The following is a 22,261-nucleotide window of genomic DNA, read 5'->3' as shown; positions in this document are numbered from 1 at the left end:
CACGCCGCCGCGGTTCGTCATGGTGGCGTTTTTACTGCAAATTCAGTAGCTGTGACTGCTTGTTGCAAGAGCGTAAACACTCAATTTCTTGCATAAAATCCTGCGTCATGCACTGCCCCTTTTGCGCCCACACGGAAACCCAGGTCGTCGACACCCGCGTGGCCGACGACGGCGACTTCGTGCGGCGGCGGCGGCAGTGCGCGCATTGCAGCAAGCGCTTCACCACGTATGAGCGGCCCGATGTCAGCTTTCCCAGCGTGGTCAAAAAAGACGGCAGGCGCGTGCCTTACGACCGCGCCAAGCTGCAGGACTCGCTGGATTTGGCGCTGCGCAAGCGCCCAGTCAGCACCGAGCAGATCGACGCCGCGATGGAGCGCATCGAAGAAAAGCTGCTGGCCACCGGTGGGCGCGAAGTGCCCTCGCGCCGCCTGGGCGAGCTGGTGATGCGCGAATTGAAAAAGCTCGACAAAGTCGCCTATGTGCGCTTTGCCAGCGTGTACCGCAGCTTTGAAGACGTTGACGACTTTCGTGCCCTGGTGGATGAAGTGCGGCGCTGAAGGCGGGTGGCTGGCATGACCACACCGTCGCAATGGCCTGAGCGGCGGGCCTGGGCTTGTGCCTTGGTGGGCGCGCTGGCGCTGCACGTGGCGGTTTTTCTGGGACTGCGCACGCCCTACCGGCAGCCCCCCAAAGCACCGCCCCAGGCGGTCTGGCATGTGAGCCTGCGTGCCGCGCCTGTGCCACCAGCGGCCACGCCTGCCCCTGTGCCATCTGTGGCCGCCACGCGCCCGCCGCCTGCGCCGCGCGTGGCGGCGAAAGCGCCTGCGCGGGTCGTGCCGCCGCCCGTGCAACCTCCACCACCTGCTGCGCCTGAACCTGAACCGCTGCCGCCAGCCCAGCCGGAGCCTGAACCGCCGCCGCCTTTACCCCCCACGCCCGAGTTGTCGCCGCCACCCAGCAGTGTGCCGCCCGTGCAGTGGCTCGACGCCAACCATGCCGACCAGGCCCCCGCACCGCAAGACAACACCTGGCTGCTGGCCCAGCACTCTTGGCCTGCCCAATATCCCCAAATTCGCGTGCAACTGTGGATCAGCGCCAGTGGCCGCATGGAACGTTTTGAGTTGGAAGGCGGTGCAGCCGACGACCCGCAAGTGCGCGCGCTGTTCGCCCCTTTCATTGACACTCCCATGCTGCCCGCCATGATTGGCCGCGTGCCCGTGCCCAGCACCATGCGGGTAGAGCTGTGGATGGGCCAGGACATGAAACCCGACTTTATTGGCCCTTTATCGGGCAAGGCTCAAGATTAGAGCCTTGCTTGCAAGACTGAATCTGGCTGGGGCCTCATGACTACGATTTGGGCGCGACGTTCATCATGCGCGGCAGCACATCGTTTTGGCCGGTGCGCCGGTGCCAGAAGGCCATCGCCGCATGGCCGAATGCCAGGGCCAGCAAGGCCCAACCCAGCTCGCCGTGCAGTAAACCGCCCAGTTCAACCATCCACTCGATCTTCTGGCTGGGGTCAAAACCTGGGAACAGCGGCAGCCCCAGAGGTGAGAATGCACGGCCCGAGCCATATTGGCGCAGCAGGCCGATGCTGGGGATGAGCACCATCAGCGCGTACAAGGCCCAGTGCCCCAGTTTGGCCAGCAAGCCAACCGACGGCGGGCGCTGGTGTCGGCAAGCCCATGCCCAGGCTGCGCGTAACCAGATCAGCACCCACATCAAGCTGCCGATTTGCTTGTGGCCGTTGCGGAAAAAAGATTGAACGGCGCGGTCTTCAAACAGGTCGGGCAACAAGGCAGAGATGGGCAACAGCACAATGCAAAGCGCCATGCCCCAGTGCAGCCAGCGGCTGACGCTGCCGTAGCGGTGGGTTGAGTCGGGTGTCATGGGTTGAGGGTTCCTTGGCAGTTAAAAATAATTGTAAAAAGCGGCGGCAGATTCGGCTGTCGCAGTGGCTCTCAGCCGTCAATGGCGCGGCACTTAAGGTAGAGGTGTTTTTCAAGCCTTGAGTTCAAGAAAGCTGAAGACGGCGTCGATCACCTGGTCAAAATCTGACAGGGCATGGTCGCTGCCTTGCAGCAGCCGCACTTGCGCGCCTGCGTAACGGGCGTGCATTTCGCGCCAGTCCAGCAGCTCGTCGCCTTTGGCAATGACGGCGAAAAAGTGCTCTGTTGTGGGCAACGGATCGGCGGGCCGACCCATGGTCAGCGCGTGCAACTCGTCAATGTATTCAGGCTGGAAGAAAAAGCGTTCGCTCGGGTCGTGCCAGGCGGTTTGCTCACCGATGTATTGGGCCAGATCGCGCGCCGGATCGACGGCGGGATTCAGCACCACGGCTTTGCAGCCGCGTCGCTGGGCCAGCCAGGTGGCGTAAAACCCGCCCAACGATGAGCCGATGACGGCCATGTGCGCCGCAGGCCAGTCGGCAGTGCCCGCATCAATCAGCGCGGCAGCGGCCTTGGGCGAGGGCGGCAGTTGCGGACACCACCAGTGCACGTCGGGGTAATCAGCCGCCACGCGCGCGGCCACCTGCTGCGCCTTGGACGACTGGGGTGATGAACGAAAACCGTGCAAATAAAGAAGGTGCGTGGTGGTCATGCCTGCATCCTACCCATCTGCCACGCAGCAGGTTGCCGCAGTGATCAAAATCAGCATGGACATCATTTCAGATGGCCACAGAGCAGGCCACAGGGGAAGCCTTCCAAGAGGGATAATTCTGCATGGCGATTGTTTTTGACCAACCCAGCCTGTGGCAGCGCGTGGGGCCGATGCTGCGCGGGTTTGACCTGCTGCTGTTGCTGGGCGTGCTGCTGCTGGCTGGCGCAGGGCTGGTGGCCATGTATTCGTCGGGCTACGACCACGGCACGCGCTTTGCGGATCACGGGCGCAACATGCTGATTGCGGTGGGCATCATGCTGGTGGTGGCCCAGGTGCCGCCGCAGCGTTTGATGAGCATGGCCGTGCCTTTGTACGGGCTGGGCGTGGCCTTGCTGGTGGCGGTGGCCTTGTTCGGCATTACCAAAAAAGGCGCGCAGCGCTGGCTGAACGTGGGTGTGGTGATCCAGCCCAGCGAGCTGTTGAAGATCGCCACACCGCTGATGCTGGCCTGGTGGTTCCATCGCCGCGAAGGGCAGACGCGGGCGCAGGATTTTGCCGTGGCCTTTGTCATTTTGGCGCTGCCGGTGGGGCTGATCATGAAGCAGCCCGATCTGGGCACGGCGCTGCTGGTGATGGCCTCTGGGCTGGCGGTGATTTTTTTCGCCGGCCTGCCCTGGAAGCTGGTGCTGCCGCCCGTTCTGGTGGCCGTGGCGGGCATCATTTTGCTGGTGTGGAACCAGGACGCGCTGTGCGCCGACGGCGTGGACTGGACGGTGCTGCACGAATACCAGCGCCAGCGTGTGTGCACGCTGCTTGACCCCACGCGCGATCCGCTGGGCAAGGGCTTTCACACGCTGCAAGGCATGATCGCCATTGGCTCGGGTGGCTGGGAAGGCAAGGGCTTTATGCAGGGCACGCAAACGCACCTGGAATTCATCCCAGAGCGCACCACCGACTTTATCTTTGCCGCTTTTTCAGAAGAGTTTGGTTTTCGCGGCAATCTGGTGCTGATGGGTTGCTTTGTCTTTCTGGTGCTGCGTGCGCTGATGATCGCGGCCGTTGGGCCGACCCTGTTTGCGCGTTTGCTGGGCGCGGCGCTGGCCACCATTTTCTTTACCTATGCCTTCGTCAACATGGGCATGGTCAGCGGCATCTTGCCGGTGGTGGGTGTGCCGCTGCCTTTCATCAGCTACGGCGGCACGGCCATGGTCACGCTGGGGCTGGCGCTGGGCATGCTGTTGTCGATATCGCGCGCCAAGCGGCTGATTCAGAGCTGACCGGCTCGAGACTCAAATTGGCGTGGGTGCCTGACACGTCAACCAATCAAATCCAGCCCCATGGCGTCAGCCGCTGCATCGCCAAACGCGCCTTGTTGCTGCACCAGCTCGCCCTCTAACTGGTCGGCACCGCCTCTGACGTAAAAGGTGACCGAGTTGGCCTTGGCCGCGTATTCACTGGCCACCGCAAAGGGGCGGTAAAAGCCCAGCGTGAGGAACGACAGCAGCACGTTTTTGATGCGCAACCCCACGTAGGAGCCGGTGCGCAGACGGGTTTTGGTGCGTGTCATGCCGCCAAAACCGGCGTTGTTCCACACCAGTTGGAACATGCGTGCCTCACGGTAGGCGCGGGCGGGCACTGATATCACGGTGATGCCCACCACGAATGCCAGGATGCTCAAGATCGTCATCAGAACAATGGCACCTACGCTGGGATCGGTGGCGGTGTTTTTCAGCAGACCCACGCCCCCAAAAAGCAGTCCGGTCATCAGCACCCAGCCCAGCACCAAGCACACCACCAGCAGACCGGCAGTGGCCAGCCATACTTTGACGAAATCGCCATACACCGGCTTCCAGCGCCCCGCCTGGCTGCCAATGCGCGCGCGGGCAAACAGCAGGCGTTTGTAGTTGTATTCAAGCCGGATCACGCACAGCAGTGTCAGCACGGCCGCCACCAGCCCCACGCCAATGGCCATCCAGTCGTTGGTGGTCATGGCCGGATCGGCCATGGCGGTGGCCATCCTGACTTCCATCTCCTCTTCGGTTTCGCTGCCCAGCGCTTCGGACAGCTTGGGCAGCAGCGCATTCAGTGCGGCAAAGGTGGCGGCCCAGATGGCGGCGATCACAAACACTGGCCACGAAGCCGTATACACCTCTTTCCAGTTGGCGGTGAACGCCAGCCGGATGCCGCGCCAGCGCGTGGCTCCCAGCCGAAAACGCATGGCGCTGGCCCACAGATAAGGTGCCAGGGCAGCAAAGCCAAAAAACATGATGCTGGCGGCCAGATCTTGCCCGGTGTTTTGCGCCAGCTTGAAAGCGCCGTACAGCCCGGCAAAGGCCAGGAAACCCATCAACATTTTGCGCGCGCTGGCCACAAATTCCAGCGGGCTGCCCACCACCTGGGTGTGGCTGTAAAAGTACTGCGCCGTGCGCCGCCGCGCCCTGGGTGTATAGATGCCCAGGGTGACAATGGTCAGCAGCACATTGACGATCCAGACGCGAAAGTATTCGCTGCCGGAGCCTGAAAACGTGACGGGGTGCTTGTCAATCTCGCGCTGCCGGGCAGGGCGCTGCGGGCGTGGCGAACGCTCGGGTGCGGGCGCGACGCCCAGTGCGCGGACGGTGGGGATGGTCATGCTGGCCTCTTGTCCCTGTTTTTCATTCTGTAACTTTTGCAGTGTAGGGGCTGTCTTGATGTCAAGCGATGTTGTATTTAAGTGTTAAATATGGTATTTGCGCTTTATATATAAGCGTATGCAGCTATTCAAAATGAAGCGTTTTGCTGCGCAACCGTGGCTTAACTGTTGCATGCAGGCGACGTGCGGTGCTGGCCTGGGCGGGTGGCCAGGCCGCTTCAGCCGTTGGGGTGCAGTGTGCGCAGCCGCTCGACATGCGCCAGCATCGAGCGTTTGGCCAGCGGCCAGATGGCGGGTGGCACGTCGTCGTAGGCCAGGGGCACCCAGTCGTCCAGATCGCCGCCGGGTACGGCCTGCATGGCGGCACGCACCTTGGCTTCGCGCGCCAGACGGTGGCCTTTGAGGTGGGCGATGACGGCGCGTGCACTGCCCAGCACGTGGCCGTGGGCGGGCAGGATGAACTGCACGTCGCCCGCCACGCAGGCAGCGTCGAGCTTGTCGAGCGACTCAAGGTAATCCGTCATGTCGCCGTCGGGCGGGTCGACCACGGTGGTGCTGCCGTTGAGGATGTGGTCGCCACTGAACAGCAGACCGTCTTCTTGCAGCAGCAGGCACAGGTGGTTGGCGGCGTGGCCGGGCGTGTGAATGACCCGCAGGGTGTGGGTGATTTCGACTTCTGGCGCTTGCTCGACCAGCGTCAGCAGCTCTTGATCTTGTAGCGTCACATCTGGCGTGAAGGCGCTGTTGGGTCGCGCAGTGGGCTGCGAAGGCAAACCCAGAACGGGGGGCTGACCATTGCACAGGGCTTGCAGTGGCTTGGCACCGGGCGAATGGTCGGCGTGCGAATGGGTGCACACGATCAGGCGAATATCGCCCCCGGTGGCATTGAACAGCCGCTGGATGTGCGTGGGGTCATGAGGGCCGGGGTCGATGACGATGTAGCCCGTGGCGGCGTTACCCACCAGATAGCTGTTGGTGCCGGGGCCGGTCATCAAGTTGGCGTTGGGAGCCGTCAGGCGTTGCACGTTTTTCAGCAATGGCACCGGACGCTCGGACTGCCAGTCTAGGTGGTGCTCGATTTGGCCATCTGGGCAGACCAGCGCCAGCTCGCCAAAGGGTGGCTCGTGCTCCATGTAGCGCGCTTCCTGTCCTTTCAGCCAGCCTGCGCGCGGGCAACTGTGCCACAGCGGCTCGTCAGTGTGGGCGCAGTCGGTGAGTACGGCCTGCACGTCGGCGTAATGCTGCAAGCGATCCAGCGTGCGGATGGTGGGGTAGATCAGCAGAAAATCGCCCGCCGCATGCCGCTCTAGCGCTTGCCGGGGGCGGATCCACACCGGCTCGAACTGCTCGGCCTCATCGGCCACGGGCGTTTGCCCATCGGGCATGCGGGCCACCAGGAACGGTACGTCAAAGCGCTTGGGCAAATCGCGATCAGTAACCCAGTGCGCCAGCACGAACACGTCGTGGGCCGCCAGCTTCAAATTGCGCTCAGCCGCCTGGGGCAAAAAAGCCGCGTCGCGGCGCAGTGCCAGTGCATCGGTGGCGGTGGCCGGTGCGCCGTCGGGGCGCTGTGCCAGCAGTACGCCCAACTCTTCGAAGCTTTCGCGAATGGCGGCAATGGCCTGCGTCAGCCGCACATCGTTTTGTGTGGCGCGGCGCGTGGCCTGATGGTGCGCCTGGGCATCGGCCGCATCGATGCCGCCACCCGGAAACACGTAGGCACCGGGTGCAAAACTGGCCGTGAGTGAGCGGCGCGTCATCAGCACCTCAAAGCCGTCTGGCGCGTCGCGCAGCAGCAGCACCGTGGCGGCAGGGCGTGTGGGTGCGGGAGGTGTTGGCGGATGAATCAGTTGGCTGGTGCGGGGCATGGGGGCATTATCTGTGGCCTGGCGTGGTGGCGCTGGTCGCCTTCGATAAGCCCGTGTGCAGCCATACCAGCCGTGCAAGCCATTGACTTGGCTAAAAGTCAGCCGTCAATCCCACGGTGGCGCGCAGACCGTCCAGCACCACGCCATAAGTGTCGTTGGTGACGGTTTTGTCAAAGACGTTGTAAACACCGGCCTTGAGTTGCACGGTGGGTGTGACCTTGTAGGCCACGCCAATGTCCACAAAACCATAGCTGGGGGTGCCGCTGCTCATGGTGGTGCGTCCCAGGTAGTCGGACGTTTTGCCGCGGAAGTTGCCCTGCACCCAGGCCAGTAGTTGGGGTGTGGCCTGCCATTGGAGCATGGCGTTGAGCATGTGCTTGGGCTGCTTGTTGAGTGGCTTGCCAACGAATGCGCCGGTTTTTTGCTCGGAATGGGTGAAGGTGTAGCTGCTGGAGAGGTTGAGCGTGCGCGTGAACTGGTAATCCAGCGTCAGCTCGACGCCTTGCAAGATGGCTTTGGCAATGTTTTTCGACGTGCTCAGGAAATAGTAGTTGTTGCCGCCAAACGGGCACACCCAGGAACTGGGGTCGTTGCGGTCGCCATTGGGGCTTTCGCAATAGCGGTCTTCGGCAATCTTGTCTTTGTATTGCGTGTGGAACACCATCATGCTGGTTTTGAAACCGCGCTGACTGTCATAGGCATAGCCGGCCTCGAAGTTGGTGGATTTTTCCGGATCCAGATCGGGGTTGCCGATGATGAGTGCGCGTGGGTGCGGCGCGGGCGATCCGCCGCCGCCCGTGCCGCGGCCAAACCCGGCCGTGGCTTGCGACAAAGAAGGCTGGCGGTAGCCGGTGGAGACGCCGCCTTTGAGCGTCCATTGCGGTGTATGGCGGTAAACGCCATACACCCTGGGCGACAGGTGGCCGCCAAACATCTCGTCGTGGTTGTAACGCAGGCCAGTGGTCAGCGACAGTTGGCTGGTCAAAGTCCAGTCCACTTCGGCAAACAGTGCCGCGATCCAGCGGTTCATTTGACTTTCAGCACCTGCAATGCCGCTGGTCAGCAAGCCATTGGTCAGGTCGGTCAACTTTTCTTTGCGGTACTGGCCACCGAAGGTGAGCACATGGCCTTTCCAGGGAAAAAACCCCTGGGTGTTGAGCGTGGTCATTTTTTCCTTCTTGACCAGGTCTTGCACGCGATCAGAAACGTCGTGCTGCAAGTAGGTGTTCAGGCGCAGATCGCCATAGCGCCCATCGTGGGTCAGCGTGTAGATGTCCTTGTCATACCGGGTGGTGGAGGGCAGGCCGGTGGTGGTCGTTTCTACGCTTTTGCCGGGCGTCATGGTGGTGTCCTGGCGCGAGGTTTGGTAGCTCATGGTGAAGCGGTTGGCTTCGTTGGGGGTGAACACCAGCTCCAGGCCACCGCTTTTTTGTCTGGTTTTGGGCCGACTGCCGGTGTTGCTGCCCAGACCGCCGCCCCAGTAGTCGCTTTCGTCGGCACCCAGATAGGCACCATTGACGCGCAAGCCCAGCAGCCCCGCCACCAGCGGGCCACCGACGAAGAAGTTGGCGCTTTGGCCGTCATTGCTGACGTCGTTGAACGATTTGGTGTATTCCGCGCCGACCGAACCTTGCCATTTGCCGCCCGTTTTGCGGGTGATGATGTTGATGACACCGCCCATGGCTTCAGAGCCATAAAGCGATGACATCGGGCCGCGAATCACCTCGATGCGCTCGACCATCGACAGCGGCGGCAGGCCAATTTGCTTGCCGCTGTCGGTGCCGTTGGTGTTGACGCTGCGCCCGGCTGAAATGGGCCTGCCGTCCACCAGGTACAAGGTGTAGCTTTGTGTCATGCCTCGAACGCTGATGTCTTGTGTGGCACCGCCGCCCGTGACGTAAACGCCGGGAATGTTCTTGACCGCATCGACGATGGTTGAATACGACTGCACATCCAGGTTTTCGCGGCTGATCACCGAAATGCTGGCTGGCGCGTCGGCAATGTTCTGCTCGTGTCCTGAGGCGGTGACCACCACGGTTTCCAGTGACTGCACGGCCGCTTGTTCTGGTGCTTGCGCTTCTTGTGCCTCTTGCGTCTGTTGCGCCAGCACGGGCAGGCACAACAGGCCGAGTACGGCGGCGGTCAAGGGTTTGAGTCGATCGGCTGGCACACGCGGCATGCGCATCCTCTCATTTATTTATAAATAAAAATGACAATGATTATCATTATATTAAATGAATGGTGCTGAAATAAATGCTGATGGCAGTTCAATGCCACTGGCTGTTCATCACGTGGTTGCAGCAGCAGCCAAAGGGGCTTTGTGGAGGTGGGCGCGCGAAGCGCCTGGCGTGCATCAGGTGCGTGTCAGACGCTGGTTTTGAACGGCCAGTTATCTTTGCGTGCAGCCGTTACCAGCGGTGGCCCGCTGCGCATGTCCGGTGCGGCAGCGGGCCTTCAAGTGCAAGGCGCAGGGCTTAGAGCGTGTTCAAAGTCTCTGCGCGGGTGTGTGAGCGCGGCCTCGGGCGGTCTGCTGCGTTGCAAATCCTCGCGATACTGCCAGGTATCGTTGCAGTTTGCGCCTTGCAGCCCATCCCGATCCCGCATCCCACGCCCCTCACGCTGAGACGTTGAACACGCTCTTATTGGCGACTGGCTGCTTCGGCCACGGCCAGGGCGGTCATATTGACCAGGCGGCGCACGGTGGCCGAAGGCGTCAGCACATGGGCGGGAGCGGCGGTGCCGAGCAAGATTGGCCCGATGGTGACGCCGTGACCCACGGTGATCTTGAGCACGTTGAACAGGATGTTGGCCGCGTCCAGCGAGGGGCAGATGAGCAAGTTGGCCTCGCCTTCCAGCGTGCTGTCGGGCACCGACTGGGCGCGCAGTGCGGCGGACAAGGCGTTGTCGCCGTGCATTTCGCCGTCGCACTCGACTTCAGGAGCCAGCGTGCGGAACAGGTCGCGCGCTTTGCGCATCTTTTGCGCCGAAGGCCGCTTGGAGGTGCCGAAGTTGGAATGCGACACAAACGCCACCTTCGGCGGCAGGCCAAAGTTGCCCACTTCTTCGGCGGCCATTTTGGCAATGGTGGCCAGCAGCTCGGCACTGGGGTCGTCGTTGACGTAGGTATCAGCGATGAACAGCGTGCGCTCGGGCGTCATGATGGCGTTGAGCGTGGCAAATCCCGGTGCGCCTGCTTCCACGCCAATGATGGTGCGGATGTGTTCCAGGTGGGTGTCAAACCGGCCCAGCGTGCCGCACAGCATGGCGTCGGCATCGCCCAGGCGCACCATCAGCGCGGCAATGGTGGTGGTGGAGCGGCGCACCATGGCCTTGGCGGCCTCGGCGCTGACGCCGTTGCGCGCCATCAGGCCGTGGTAGGTTTCCCAGTACTGGCGAAAGCGCGGATCGTCTTCGGGGTCAACGCACTGCACGTCCTGGCCCAGGCGCATGCGCAGCCCGGCTTTTTTGATGCGTGCCTCGATCACTGCGGGTCGACCAATCAGAATGGGCACAGCCAAACGCTCGTCGATGGCCACTTGCGCGGCGCGCAGCACGCGCTCGTTTTCGCCTTCGGCATAGGCCACGCGCTTGCGTTCGGGCGCAATGGCCTTGGCCGTGGCGTACACCGGGCGCATGACCATGCCGGTCTGGTAAACAAAGCGCTCCAGGCTGGCGCAGTAAGTATCCATGTCCTCGATGGGGCGGGTGGCCACGCCGGATTCAACCGCTGCGCGCGCCACGGCGGGGGCGATGCGCAAAATCAGGCGCGGGTCGAACGGTGTGGGGATGATGTATTCGGGGCCGAACTGCAAGTCTTGGCCCGCGTAGGCGGCGGCCACTTCGGCGCTGGTCTCGGCCTTGGCCAAGGCGGCGATTTCGCGCACGCAGGCCAGCTTCATCTCCTCGGTGATCTTGGTTGCCCCGCAATCCAGCGCGCCGCGGAAGATGTACGGAAAACACAGCACGTTGTTGACTTGGTTGGGATAGTCTGAGCGGCCAGTGGCGATGATGCAGTCGGGCCGGGCGGCCTTGGCGTCTTCGGGGCGGATTTCGGGGTCGGGGTTGGCCAGCGCCAGGATGACGGGCTGTTTGGCCATGGTTTTGACCATCTCGGGTGTGAGCACGCCCGCGGCCGAGCAGCCTAAAAATACGTCGGCACCATTGACCACATCGGCCAGGCTGCGCAAGCCCGTGTCGGGCTGGGCGAAGCGTGCCTTGCTGGCATCAAAGCCGCCCGCGCGGCCTTCATAAATCAGGCCCTTGGAGTCGCAGGCGAATACGTTCGCTGGTTGCACGCCCAGCGCCACCATCACGTCCAGGCAGGCAATGGCTGCTGCGCCCGCGCCGCTGACAGCGACTTTCACCTTGCCGATGTCTTTGCCCACCAGCTCCAGCCCGTTGAGCAAGGCGGCGGTGGAGATGATGGCAGTGCCGTGCTGATCGTCGTGGACCACCGGGATGTTCATGCGCTCGCGCAGTTTCTGCTCGATGTAAAAGCACTCGGGTGCCTTGATGTCTTCCAAGTTGATGCCGCCCAGCGTTGGCTCCAGCGCGGCAATCATGTCCACCAGCTTGTCGGGGTCGCGCTCGGCCAGTTCGATGTCGAACACGTCGATACCGGCAAACTTCTTGAACAGGCACCCTTTGCCCTCCATCACCGGCTTGCCAGCCAGTGGGCCAATGTCGCCCAGGCCCAGCACGGCGGTGCCATTGGTCACCACGCCGACCAGGTTGCCGCGCGAGGTGTATTCCACCGCCTTGGTCGGGTCGGCCTGGATGTCCAGGCACGGATAGGCCACGCCGGGCGAATAAGCCAGCGACAAATCGCGCTGGTTGGACAGCGGTTTGGTGGGCGTGACAGAAATTTTGCCGCGGGTGGGGGCGCGGTGGTATTCGCGTGCGGCGTCGCGCAGGGCGGCCTCAGCGGGCGACGGGTTCTTGGGCATGCCATGTCTCCTGGGGTTGTTTTTGGGTCAAGCTTGATGCGGCGGCGGCTGTGCGTGTTTGTGCGTTGCCTACAGCAGACTGGCAAGACTACCTCAAATTCAACCCGGATTCGGCAGTTGGATGCTGCGTGGCTTACAGCAGAAAATCCAGCCAGCTTGCCAGGGGCTGCACCAGCCGCATGCGCCAGATGCTGCCTGCGTCAGCGCCTTGCACCAGCGCCTGATAGCCGCCTGCCTGGGGCGTGCCAACCACCGGACGCGACTGGGCCAGGCGCGCTTGCAAGCTGGCACCGACAGCCTGGGCCAGTGCGGGGTTGTCGCGACAAATCACGATCAGCTCAGAGTTCAGGTTGGCCGAGCGCGGGTCGATGTTGTAGGTGCCGATGACCACGGTGTGGTCGTCAAACAGCGCACGCTTGGCGTGCACGCCCCAGCGGGCTGAAGCCGGTGGGCGGTCATCTTGCGGCAGCGGGCGACCGTCGTAGCCCCACACTTGCAGCCCCGGAAGTTGCAGTTGATCCAGCGAATCGGCCAGGCTGGCCACGGTGTAAAAAGCGTCGGTCGAATGCAGCGTGTTGGTCAAAAACTGCACTTGCACGCCGCGTTGCAGCACGCTGGCAGTCAACGCCAGCCCGTCGCCGCGCAGCACCAGATAAGGGCTTTCGACCACCACGCGCTGCTTGGCCTCGTGCACCAGCGCGGCAATGGCGGGGTAGACCTTGCGCCGCTCGACGCCAGAGCCGGGGTAGTCGGTGATGAACTGCATGTCGCCGCAAGTGCCTGTGGGTGGCGCGGGCGAGCGGCGTTGTAGATCGGCCAGCAGGGCGGTTTCAGTCGCGCTGGGCGCACTCAGCAGGTTGGCTACGGACTGCTCGTGTTGATCGGCGGCCACGGTTTGGGGGTCGGTCACCCAGTCTGACCCCCAATACAGCTCGAAGCTGTCCGCAATGGCGGCGGCGATGGGGCCGTGAATCAGCAAATCGCTGTCCAGAAAGTTGTAGTGGTCTGAAAGATCAAAGTAGTCGTTGCCGATGTTGCGCCCGCCGACGATGGCGCGCTGCCGGTCCACAACCAGCAGCTTGCGGTGGGTGCGGTGCTGCATGGCAAAAAAGCGCGCTATTCCTGAGGTGTTGTAGTAGCGCACTTGCACGCCCGCCGCTTCCAGCGTGCGCGCCACCTGCGGCGCGAGCTTGAACACGGGCAGCGCAAAGTCCACCAGAATGCGCACCTGCACGCCTTCTGTGGCCTTGCGTGCCAGCGCCTGGCTGATCAGGCGCGCGGCCTCGTCCAGCTCGTAGATAAAAAATTCCAGCTCAATCGTTTGCTGGGCCGATTCGATCAGCCGCAAGCGGGTGGCCAGCGAATCAAAGCCCACGTCCAGCAGCGTGATTGCATGCGGCTCGCGCAGGCGCACGTCAATGGCTTCGTGCTGTGGCGCTTTGCCCAGCCATTCACGCTCGCTGGCGTGCTGAATGCCCAGAAAAACGGCGGCAAACACCACCGGCACCACCACCAGCAGCACAAACAAAGAAAGGCCCAGCCAGCGCAGCACGCGCCGGAGAGGCCATTTCGGAACAAAAAGCATGGGGCAGGCCAGACGGTGACAACAAGCCCACCAGTGTACGGCGCAGAGCGCGTTCGTCCGGTACCCAGCCTGAACACAGCGGCTGGCTTGAGGCGACTGAACAGCTATCTATTACTATCTATTTGATAGCTTTATTCGCTTGCTGTTATGGCGCCAGAGACCAATTTGGCATGCCATCATGGAGTGCCCATCAGCATGCCATTCAGGCCGATACGCCCACCGTTAGCGTGGCGGTGTAACCGTCGGTCAGGTTGCCGGTGACGCTGGCCATCTGTGTGGCAGCACGGTCGTCGCTGAACACGTTGTCGGTGGACAGGGTGATGGCCGACAGGTTGCGGATGCTGGCGCTGTAGCGGCTGTCGCCGTTGTACACCGTCTCGCAGGTGGTTTGCGGCAGGGCCAGTTGCGAGGTGCGAATGTCGTTGTTGCCGCTGGTGGCCAGCGCCAGGCTGCGGTACACCTCGAAGTGAATGTGCGGCCAGCGCCCGCTGTAGCAGCCGGGGAAGATGGTGGTGAAGCTGAGTTCGCCATTGGCGTCTGAGACCTGCACGCCGCGCAGGTAGTTCTGGTTGGCGATGCTGCTGGAGTACAGCGAATAGTTGCCGTCGGCGGTGCAGTGCCACAGGTACACGGCCAGCCCTTCCAGGCTGGCGCAACTGCTGGCGGTGTTGACCAGCTTGAGCGTGACGGTCAGCGGCACGCCGCTGGCGGTGCCTGACATGCCGCCAAAGCTGGAACGAATATCGCTGCGCACCACGCCTGATTGCGTGAGCACGTTGACCACGCTGCCGTTGGCGGTGTTGGTGCCGTCGCCGGGGTAGGGGCCAGCGGTTTCTTCAGGAATGTTGGAGCAGGTGCTGGTGCCGGTGTCTGTTCCCGTGTCGGTGCCTGTATCTGTGCCTGTATCCGTGTTTGTGTCCGTTCCGGTGTCGGTGCTGGAGTCGTCGCTGTCGCTGCCGCCGCAGGCCGACAGCACCAGCGGCGTGCCCGCCGTCAGCGCTCCGGCACCTAGCCAGCGCAGCGCCTGGCGGCGGCCACTGGCCAGACGGTTTTGCAGGATGTGCAAGTCTTCGGCCAGACGGGTGGGGGATTGGGTGACGATGGGGTCGTGGCGCATGGTGGGGCTTTCTTTGTGAGGTGCGTGGTGTGAATACGTGGCAGCCGCCCGTTTTTCCTCCAAGGCGGGCAGCACGCTGAACGCCATGGCTGGCGCGACGTGAATTGTTCACCATCGTGGGAGCTTGGCCTATGCCGCCCGGGTAAAGCCACGCAAAGGTTTTGTAAAGGCGGTGTGCTGCCACTTTGGTGTGCGTTGCACGGCTGGCAATATGCAGGTCGATGCGCGCGACAAGGGAATGTCAGCAGTGTTGCGGTGCAGGCCCTCCGTTACCATTTGATGAATTTATCTGCTTGCCCGCGCGCCTTCAGCGGTGCGTGTGGCTCAAGCCATGCGCCATTCCTTGCCGATTGCCCCTTTTCGCCCCCGCCTGATCCGCAGCTTGCAGGACTACAACCGCACGCGCCTGGTCAAGGACGTGGGTGCGGGGCTGACGGTGGGCGTGGTGGCGCTGCCGCTGGCGATGGCGTTTGCCATTGCCTCAGGGCTGAAGCCCGAGGCCGGGTTGTTCACCGCCATCATCGCGGGCTTTCTGATCTCGGCCCTGGGTGGCAGCCGGGTGCAGATTGGCGGGCCAGCGGGGGCCTTTATCGTCATCGTCTACGGCATTGTCGAGCGCTATGGCGTGGGCAACCTCATCATTGCCACGGCGCTGTCGGGGCTGCTGCTGTTCGTGATGGGTTTGTTCAAGCTGGGCACGCTGGTGCGCTTTATTCCGGTGGCGGTCATCATCGGTTTTACCAACGGCATTGCGGTGCTGGTGGCGCTGTCGCAAATCAAGGATTTTCTGGGCCTGCGGGTGACCAAGATGCCGGGTGACTTTTTCGGCATGCTGGGGGCGCTGTGGGCCAACGCCAGTTCGGTCAACGGCTGGGCGCTGGGGGTGGCGCTGGCGTCGCTGGTGATGGTGGTGGCCTGGCAGCGCTTTGCGCGGCGCGTGCCCGCCATTGGCCCAATCCTGCCGTTTGGCGACAAACTCTCCAGCGTGCCCGGCTCTATCGTGGCGCTGGTGGTGATGACCACCATCGTCAGCGCGTTGCACTTGCCGGTGGAAACCATAGGCAGCCGCTTTGGCGGTATTCCGGCGGCGCTGCCTGCCTTGCAGTGGCCGGATTTCAGTTGGGAATCGGCACGCAACCTGCTGGTGCCCACCGTCACGCTGGCGGTGCTGGGCGCGATTGAATCGCTGTTGTGCGCGCGCGTGGCCGACGGCATGATCGGCGACCGGCACGACCCCAATCAAGAGCTGATGGCCCAGGGCATTGCGAATTTCGTCACGCCGTTTTTTGGCGGGATGCCCGCTACCGGCACCATTGCGCGCACGGTCACCAACGTGAAAAGCGGGGCCAGCAGCCCGGTGGCGGGCATGGTGCATGCGGCGTCGCTGCTGGTGGTGATTTTGGTGGCCGCACCGCTGGCCGGGGCCATTCCGCTGGCCACGCTGGCCGCCATTTTGATGTTCGTGGCCTGGAACATGGGCGAATGGCGCGAGTTTGCGCGCCTCAAGAGCTACCGTCTGCCTTACCGCGTGACGCTGGTGGCGGTATTTTTGCTGACGGTGATTTTTGATTTGACGGTGGCGGTGCAGTTTGGCATTTTTGCCGCCTGCATCACCTTCATCTACCGCATCTCCAGCCTGTCGCGCTCTGAACGACTGACCGCTGCTGATTATTCCGAGCTGGCAGATTCGACGGGCGCTGCAGGCCAGTCCGTGCAAGCCTGGCGCATGTACGGCGCGCTGTTTTTTGGGGCCACCAAGCTGATCGAAGCGCTGGAAGATGACCTGCCCGCCCACACCCTGGTGCTGGACTTGAAAAATGTGATTTACGTCGATTCCAGCGGAGCCGAGGCGCTCGAAAACCTGGTGCACACCTGCCACCAGCACCGCGTGCGCCTGATCGTCAGCGGCTTGATGAATCAGCCGCTGGACATCGCCACCCGAACTGGTCTGGCCGCTCAGTTGACCGCGCAGTCCGCTGCCGATGTGCAGCCGGATGTGGCGCAAGCCATTCACGAGGCGGTGCGCGGCAGTGGCGCATCTCAAAGATGACTGACCCTGCCACGGCTTGGCCATCATGGGTTCAGATCACGGGTTGAGATCAAGGGCTGAAAGATGCATATCGACTTGAACAGCGACCTGGGCGAGGGCTACGGCGCGTGGCGCATGGGTGATGACATGGCCATGCTGGATGTGGTCAGCAGCGCCAACGTGGCCTGTGGTTTTCATGCGGGTGATCCGGCAGGTATCTTGCGCACTGCACGCGCGGCGGTCGAGCGCGGCGTGGTGCTGGGCGCGCACGTGGCCTATCCCGATCTGGCAGGCTTTGGCCGCCGCGAGATGGCCATGGCCAGCGCCGATTTGCGCGCGGCGGTGATTTATCAGATCGGCGCGCTGCAAGGGTTGGCGTGCACGGTGGGTGCACGGGTGCGCTACGTCAAGCCGCACGGCGCGCTGTACAACACCATCGCCCACGACGAGCGGCAGGCGCAGGACGTGATCGCCGCCGTGTGCGCCATCGACTCCAGCCTGACGTTGGTGGTGCTGGCAGGCTCACCCCTGGCGCAATGGGCGCACGTTGCGGGCCTGCGCACCGTGGCCGAGGCGTTTGCCGACCGTGCTTACCGTGCCGACGGCAGTCTGGTGCCGCGCAGTCAACCCGGTGCCGTGCTGCATGACCCCGATGCGGTGGCCGAGCGCATGGTGCAATGGGTGCGCACCGGCATGGTGACGGCCTGCGATGGCAGCGCTGTGCGCATCGCCGCTGAATCCATTTGCGTGCATGGCGACAGCCCTGGTGCGGTGGCGATGGCGCAGCGCGTGCGCGATCGCTTGCTGGCTGAAGGCGTGGGCATCCGTGCCTTTGTCGACGCGCCAGCACCCCAGGGCTGACGCGGTCAAGGTTGATGCTGATGCTGATGCGCGTGCTGCCTGCGGCCGACAACGCGGTGTTGGTGGAGCTGGCCGATTTGTCCCAAACCCTGAGTCTGCTGGCGTCCCTGCAAGCGAAGCCCATCGCTGGGGTGACTGAAGTGGTGCCCGGCGCGCGCACTTTGCTCGTCACCTTTGATGCATGGGCGTTGGATCGGTCGGCTTTGGTGGCCGAGCTGGGGCGCCGCCCGCTGAATCCGCACAGCGCCCAGTCTGGTGATGAGGTTGAAACCCCGGTGCATGACATCCCGGTGTTTTACGACGGCGAAGACTTGCCCGAAGTGGCGGCCCTGCTGGGCATCACGCCGCAAGACGTGGTGCGCCGCCATACGGGGTGCGAATGGCAGGTGGCCTTCACCGGCTTTGCCCCTGGCTTTGCCTACCTGAGCGGTGGTGATGAGTTGCTGCGCCAGGTGCCGCGCAAGCCGACGCCACGCACCCGCTTGCCTGCAGGCGCAGTGGCGGTGGCGGGGGGCTTCAGCGGCATTTATCCCAAGGCCAGCCCAGGCGGCTGGCAGGTGCTGGGCCAGACCCTGCTGTCCATGTGGGATCTGCAACGCGATCCGCCCGCCTTGCTGCAACCAGGCGCGCGCGTGCGTTTTGTGGATGCCGGGCCAAGACCTGCACAGGCGGCGAAAGTGACTGCTGTGGCTACCGCACCTGCTTCTTATGTTGCATCTGCTGCATCTGTTGCGGTGCCGCGTGTGTGCGCTCCGGCCATCGAAATCGTCCGCACCGGCTGGCAGGCGCTGTGGCAAGACCTGGGGCGTCCGGGGCTGGCCCATCTGGGCCTGGGGCCTGCGGGAGCGTTGGATCGCGGCGCGTTGCGCGCGGCCAACCGGCTGGTGGGCAACCCGATGGGTGCCGTCTGCATCGAAGCCGCATACGGTGGGCTGGAACTACTGAGTCACGGCCCCACCACCGTGGCGGTGACCGGTGCCGATGGGCCGCTGAGTTTGATCGCCCCAGACGGCAGGCGCTGTCTCGCGCCGCGCCATGCTCCCATCGTGCTGAAAGAGGGCGAGCGCCTGCACGTGGGCCAGCCGCGCGCGGGCGTGCGCAGCTATGTGGCCGTGCACGGCGGGTGGGACGTGGCCGCAGTGCTGGGCAGTTGCGCTTACGACAGCTTGGCGCAAATTGGCCCTGCACCGCTGGCGGTGGGCCAGCAGTGGGCAGTGCGCACGCCAGCTGTGGATGCTGTGGTGGGCCATGCCAGCGCGCCCTGTGGGGCCTGGCCTGCCCCAGGTGATGAGGTCACATTGAATGTGCGCCTTGGCCCGCGCGCCGACTGGTTCACCCCCGAGGCGCTGGCGCTGCTTGCCACGCAAACATGGACGGTGACGCCAGAATCCAACCGCATCGGCTTGCGTGTGCAGGGCGCGCAGGCGCTGACCCGTGCGGTGCGCGATGAACTGCCCAGCGAAGGCACGGCGCTGGGGGCCATACAGGTGCCCGCCAGCGGGCAGCCGGTGCTGTTTTTGGCCGATCATCCGTTGACGGGGGGCTACCCCGTCATCGGCTGCGTGGTGGCGGGGCAGCTTGATTTGCTGGGGCAGATACCGGCGGGCGTGCGGCTTCGCTTTCGGGTGGTGGCGGGGTTTGAGACGGTTCAAATTCCTCCCGTCAAACTTTGAGAGATATTGACAATGACGTGCATGAGAAATCCCTGATCGCCCACTGCCGCCCCTGCTCAATCAGATAATTCAGCCGATGACTTTGCCTTCTACACGGGCTGGAACTGCAACTGCAACTGCGACTGCGGACGCTGCCAGCCCGGCCCTGAACCCCTGGCGTTTGTCCGTCGCCCCGATGCTCGACTGGACGGACAAGCACTGCCGCTACTTCCACCGCCTGCTGACGCGGCGCACACGGCTGTACACCGAGATGGTGACCACCGGTGGCTTGCTGCACGGCGGCGAGCGGCGACACTTGCGCATGGACGCGGTGGAACACCCGGTGGCCCTGCAACTGGGCGGCAGCGATCCGGCGGATTTGGCGCGCTGCGCGCAGATTGGCCAGCGCTGGGGTTACGACGAAATCAACCTCAACTGCGGCTGCCCCAGCGACCGGGTGCAGCGCGGCGCGTTTGGCGCTTGCCTGATGGCTGCGCCGCCACTGGTGGCTGATGGCGTCAAGGCCATGCTGGACGTGGTGAGCGTGCCGGTCACGGTCAAGCACCGCATCGGCATTGACCGCGAAGAAAGCTACGGCTTTGTGCGCGACTTTGTGGGCACGGTGGCAGAAGCCGGTTGCCGCGTGTTCATCGTGCACGCACGCAATGCCTGGTTGCAGGGCTTAAACCCGAAAGAAAACCGCGAAGTGCCGCCGCTGCGCTATGAAGTGGTGTACCAGTTAAAACAAGACTTTCCGCACCTGACCGTGGTGCTCAACGGCGGCGTGACGACCCATGCGCAGATCGACGAGCACTTGCCCCACGTCGATGGGGTGATGCTGGGGCGCGAGGCTTATCACCACCCGTGGATGATGACCGACTGGGACGCGCGTTATCTCGGTGGTGATATCTGCGCAACGACGCCTGATGAGGTAGAGCAAACTATGGTGGCCTACATGGAGCGCGAGGCGCTGGAAGACGGCACCCCCTGGTCGGCCATTGCGCGTCACATGCTGGGCTTGCACCACGGGCGGCGCGGCGCGCGCCTGTGGCGTCAGGTGTGGAGCGACCACCGGCTCAAGCCACTACCGCCGCGCCAGGTGTGGGCGCAGGCCAGCGCACATGTGAATGCATATGTGAAGGCCAGCGCACCTGTGGTGTAAAGCCAGTTCAAACTTTTAACTACGGTGCAGCGCGGCCAAGGTTGTGACAAGTTGCGCAGCGCCAGCGATTGCGCGATCAGCGGTGCGGCTCTCATGCTGCATTGCAGTATGTTTGTGGCATGACATCCGACCACAAGATCGGCGAGCGCCTGATGGGATGGGGCTTTGTGCTGATGGGGCTGTGCCTGCTGGGCCTGGCCGTGTATTTTTTGAACCAGGGTTATGTGCCAGGGCGCGACGGCCTGCCGATTGACGCGGGCACGCTGCGTTTCATGATTTTGGAAACGGTGGTATTCACCGTGGGCCTGATGGGGGTACTGGCCGGTGGGCAGATGCTGCGGCGGCTGCGCCACGAGCAGGGTTGATGGCACATTGAGATGGCGCGTCAACCACCTCAGGCCAATGGAGCGGCAGCAGCCTGCGCTTGAGTGCTGCCGGAGCCTGGGGGCTTGGTGCCCCACTTATGGTGCCTTACGCGGCGCTGCTGACGGCCAGCAGAGCGGCGCGCTGCTGCTGCATGATCAGCGCCTGATCGCTCAACGAAGTGCTGGCAGCGGCTTGCTCAGGCGCAAAGCTGGCCATGGCCTGCACCAGTTGCTCCACGCTCGTGCCCAGGTCATTGGCGGGCACCTGGCCGCTCAATTGAAAGCCCTCCGATGGCAAGCCTGCCAATTCAAAGTACGGCTTGACACTGACCGCGCCCACCTCTTGCAGCCATTGCAGATCGGCAGGAGAGTGGGCCATCCAGTCCAGCCCACTGGCCATGGAAGCGCTCACCGCCAGGGGCTTGGTGGCCATCGTGTCCGCCGCGACTGCTGCGCTCTTTTGGGCATCCAAGGTTAGCACATCGACACGGCCGACCTTGATCACCGCCTGCGCCTGGATATCGGCGGCACTCAGGCTGACACCATCGCTGAAGCGAATCTGCTCAATGGCCGACGCCCCGGCGGCAAACTGATCGCGCACGACGATGCTGTCGCCCGCATCGCCGTAGGCAATGTGCAGGTCATCGCCCACACGGCTCAAGCTATAGCTGTCCCCTGAGGCAATGGATTGCAACTCAATGGTGTCAAAGGCGGCGGTATCGTCCAACTGCTCGTAAATGGTGTCGGTGCCGCCGCCTGCTTCAATGACATAGAAGTCACCGTCAGCGCCACCATAGAGGCTGTCATTGCCCGCGCCACCGGCGAGCACATCGCGGTCTTGCCCACCGTCCAGGCGATCCTCACCATCGCCGCCATGGAGGTAGTCGCTGTCAGCGCCGCCATAAAGCTGGTCGTTGCCCAGGCCACCATAGAGGTTGTCTTGCCCGTTGTCGGCATACAGCTGGTCATCGCCTGCGCCGCCAAACATCAGGTCATTGCCCTCGTAGCCGGCCAGGAAGTCGTTGCCATCGCCACCGGCCAGGCGATCATCGCCCCAGCCGCCGTAGAGCTGGTCATGACCGGCATCGCCGTACAGCTCGTCGTTGCCCTCGCCGCCGTCGAGCACGTCATCGCCTTCGTTGCCCACCACAAAGTCATGGCCTGCACCGCCTTGCACATTGTCGTGGCCTGCGCCTGCATACACCTGGTCATCGCCTGCCAGCGCATCGATGCTGTCGTCACCGGCCGTGCCGTTGAGGATGTCATCGCCTGGGGTGCCCAGGCTGCCGCTTGGCGTGGCCGGGGCAATGCCCAGCGTCAGGCTCTGGCTGGCTGTGGCCCCAGCCAGATCGGTGGCGGTGACGGTGATGGCCATATCAGCTGCTGAGCCTGTGGGCGGGGTGCCTGAGAAGGTGCCGGTGGCTGCATCAAAGCTCAGCCAGG

General features: G+C 63.4%; 17 protein-coding genes. 8 read left to right on the top strand and 9 right to left on the bottom strand.

Features of this window, described 5'->3' with window-relative positions; all coding sequences use genetic code 11:
* Nucleotides 1–107 precede the first annotated feature (107 nt).
* Together nrdR and ACK5NW_RS03230 are read left to right on the top strand one after the other, a co-directional pair.
* Entirely contained in the window at nt 108–557 is a 450-nt protein-coding gene (nrdR, locus tag ACK5NW_RS03235) for a transcriptional regulator NrdR (protein ID WP_416924995.1), read from the top strand.
* Nucleotides 558–572: 15 nt separating this feature from the next.
* Complete coding sequence (locus ACK5NW_RS03230; protein ID WP_416924993.1) at nt 573–1,307, top strand: hypothetical protein; 735 nt, start codon at nt 573–575, stop codon at nt 1,305–1,307.
* Nucleotides 1,308–1,347: 40 nt separating this feature from the next.
* Here the strand turns inward: ACK5NW_RS03230 and ACK5NW_RS03225 are convergent, their stop codons facing one another.
* Both ACK5NW_RS03225 and ACK5NW_RS03220 read right to left on the bottom strand, forming a co-directional pair.
* Entirely contained in the window at nt 1,348–1,890 is a 543-nt protein-coding gene (locus tag ACK5NW_RS03225) for a cytochrome b (RefSeq protein WP_416924991.1), read from the bottom strand.
* A 111-nt stretch (nt 1,891–2,001) separates the two neighbouring features.
* Nucleotides 2,002–2,601: a YqiA/YcfP family alpha/beta fold hydrolase gene (locus tag ACK5NW_RS03220; protein ID WP_416924989.1), complete on the bottom strand. Its 600-nt coding sequence runs from the start codon at nt 2,599–2,601 to the stop codon at nt 2,002–2,004.
* 122 nt (nt 2,602–2,723) lie between these two features.
* Here ACK5NW_RS03220 and rodA point away from each other — a divergent pair, with 122 nt between their 5' ends.
* Nucleotides 2,724–3,878, top strand: a complete 1,155-nt coding sequence (gene rodA / locus ACK5NW_RS03215; RefSeq protein WP_416924987.1) for a rod shape-determining protein RodA — start codon at nt 2,724–2,726, stop codon at nt 3,876–3,878.
* Between the two features lie 38 nt (nt 3,879–3,916).
* On the opposite strand, the gene ACK5NW_RS03210 is transcribed toward rodA, so the two are convergent.
* The 6 genes from ACK5NW_RS03210 to ACK5NW_RS03185 form a co-directional block, all read right to left on the bottom strand.
* Nucleotides 3,917–5,233, bottom strand: a complete 1,317-nt coding sequence (locus tag ACK5NW_RS03210; RefSeq protein WP_416924985.1) for a YjgN family protein — start codon at nt 5,231–5,233, stop codon at nt 3,917–3,919.
* A 218-nt stretch (nt 5,234–5,451) separates the two neighbouring features.
* Nucleotides 5,452–7,101 carry an MBL fold metallo-hydrolase gene (locus tag ACK5NW_RS03205; RefSeq protein ID WP_416924983.1) on the bottom strand — a complete coding sequence of 550 codons (1,650 nt, stop codon included), beginning with the start codon at nt 7,099–7,101 and terminating at the stop codon, nt 5,452–5,454.
* Nucleotides 7,102–7,192: 91 nt separating this feature from the next.
* Nucleotides 7,193–9,280, bottom strand: a complete 2,088-nt coding sequence (locus ACK5NW_RS03200) for a TonB-dependent receptor domain-containing protein (protein ID WP_416924981.1) — start codon at nt 9,278–9,280, stop codon at nt 7,193–7,195.
* 460 nt (nt 9,281–9,740) lie between these two features.
* On the bottom strand, nt 9,741–12,047 hold the full coding sequence (locus ACK5NW_RS03195) for an NADP-dependent malic enzyme (protein ID WP_416924979.1): 2,307 nt from the start codon (nt 12,045–12,047) through the stop codon (nt 9,741–9,743).
* 133 nt (nt 12,048–12,180) lie between these two features.
* Complete coding sequence (locus ACK5NW_RS03190; protein WP_416924977.1) at nt 12,181–13,632, bottom strand: phospholipase D-like domain-containing protein; 1,452 nt, start codon at nt 13,630–13,632, stop codon at nt 12,181–12,183.
* A 202-nt stretch (nt 13,633–13,834) separates the two neighbouring features.
* Nucleotides 13,835–14,749 carry an intradiol ring-cleavage dioxygenase gene (locus ACK5NW_RS03185; RefSeq protein ID WP_416924975.1) on the bottom strand — a complete coding sequence of 305 codons (915 nt, stop codon included), beginning with the start codon at nt 14,747–14,749 and terminating at the stop codon, nt 13,835–13,837.
* A gap of 331 nt (nt 14,750–15,080) precedes the next feature.
* Between ACK5NW_RS03185 and ACK5NW_RS03180 the strand changes: the two genes are divergently transcribed.
* The 5 genes from ACK5NW_RS03180 (at nt 15,081) to ACK5NW_RS03160 (ending at nt 20,818) form a co-directional block, all read left to right on the top strand.
* A complete protein-coding gene (locus ACK5NW_RS03180; protein ID WP_416924973.1) occupies nt 15,081–16,799 on the top strand; it encodes a SulP family inorganic anion transporter in 1,719 nt (572 codons plus the stop codon).
* A 63-nt stretch (nt 16,800–16,862) separates the two neighbouring features.
* Nucleotides 16,863–17,639, top strand: a complete 777-nt coding sequence (locus ACK5NW_RS03175) for a LamB/YcsF family protein (RefSeq protein ID WP_416924971.1) — start codon at nt 16,863–16,865, stop codon at nt 17,637–17,639.
* A 20-nt stretch (nt 17,640–17,659) separates the two neighbouring features.
* Entirely contained in the window at nt 17,660–19,312 is a 1,653-nt protein-coding gene (locus ACK5NW_RS03170; RefSeq protein ID WP_416924969.1) for a carboxyltransferase domain-containing protein, read from the top strand.
* Between the two features lie 175 nt (nt 19,313–19,487).
* The gene (gene dusA / locus ACK5NW_RS03165) at nt 19,488–20,453 is read left to right on the top strand and encodes a tRNA dihydrouridine(20/20a) synthase DusA (protein WP_416925033.1); all 966 of its coding nucleotides are present in this window, start codon (nt 19,488–19,490) and stop codon (nt 20,451–20,453) included.
* A gap of 119 nt (nt 20,454–20,572) precedes the next feature.
* Nucleotides 20,573–20,818 carry a hypothetical protein gene (locus ACK5NW_RS03160; RefSeq protein ID WP_416924967.1) on the top strand — a complete coding sequence of 82 codons (246 nt, stop codon included), beginning with the start codon at nt 20,573–20,575 and terminating at the stop codon, nt 20,816–20,818.
* Nucleotides 20,819–20,924: 106 nt separating this feature from the next.
* On the opposite strand, the gene ACK5NW_RS03155 is transcribed toward ACK5NW_RS03160, so the two are convergent.
* On the bottom strand, nt 20,925–22,261 hold a 1,337-nt coding region (locus ACK5NW_RS03155), incomplete at its 5' end, for a calcium-binding protein (protein WP_416924965.1).

The sequence above is a fragment of the Ottowia sp. genome (assembly GCF_047975795.1).
Classification (GTDB): domain Bacteria; phylum Pseudomonadota; class Gammaproteobacteria; order Burkholderiales; family Burkholderiaceae_C; genus Ottowia.
The sequence above is the reverse complement of the archived record's forward strand: the minus strand, read 5'-3'. Positions and strand labels throughout refer to the sequence as shown.